1 pseudogene is annotated in these 310 nt (G+C 73.5%); it reads right to left on the bottom strand.

The features are described from left to right. Positions 1 to 310 (bottom strand): annotated as a pseudogene (locus tag IO29_RS39855) (hypothetical protein); the annotation flags it as partial.

The raw sequence follows: 310 nt of genomic DNA, 5'->3' as shown, positions 1-310 counted from the left end.
ACCGCAGCGCCTCCACCCGGGCCGGCACCACGTCCATGCCGAGCTCGACGGCCATCTCCTGGCAGGTCACCGGCCCTTGTCCGAGCCGGGCCCGGTCGGCTGCCACCTGCAGGATGCGCTGGTAGTCCACCGACAGCACCGACCAGGCCAGTCCCTCGCGCCACACCGGCACCTGCGACTTCGCCTTCGCCGCCTCCGGCCCCTGCGTTGCCGTTCCGCCCCGCCCTTCGGCGGCCGGCACTGCCTGGCCGGCCCGGGTGTGGTCCTGCTCCGTCTCGTTCTCCGGGGCCAGCACTTCTCCGACCTTCGA

The sequence above is a fragment of the Streptomyces sp. NRRL F-6676 genome (genome assembly GCF_000725625.1).
Lineage (GTDB): Bacteria > Actinomycetota > Actinomycetes > Streptomycetales > Streptomycetaceae > Streptomyces.
This window is presented reverse-complemented; position numbering and strand designations above follow the sequence as displayed.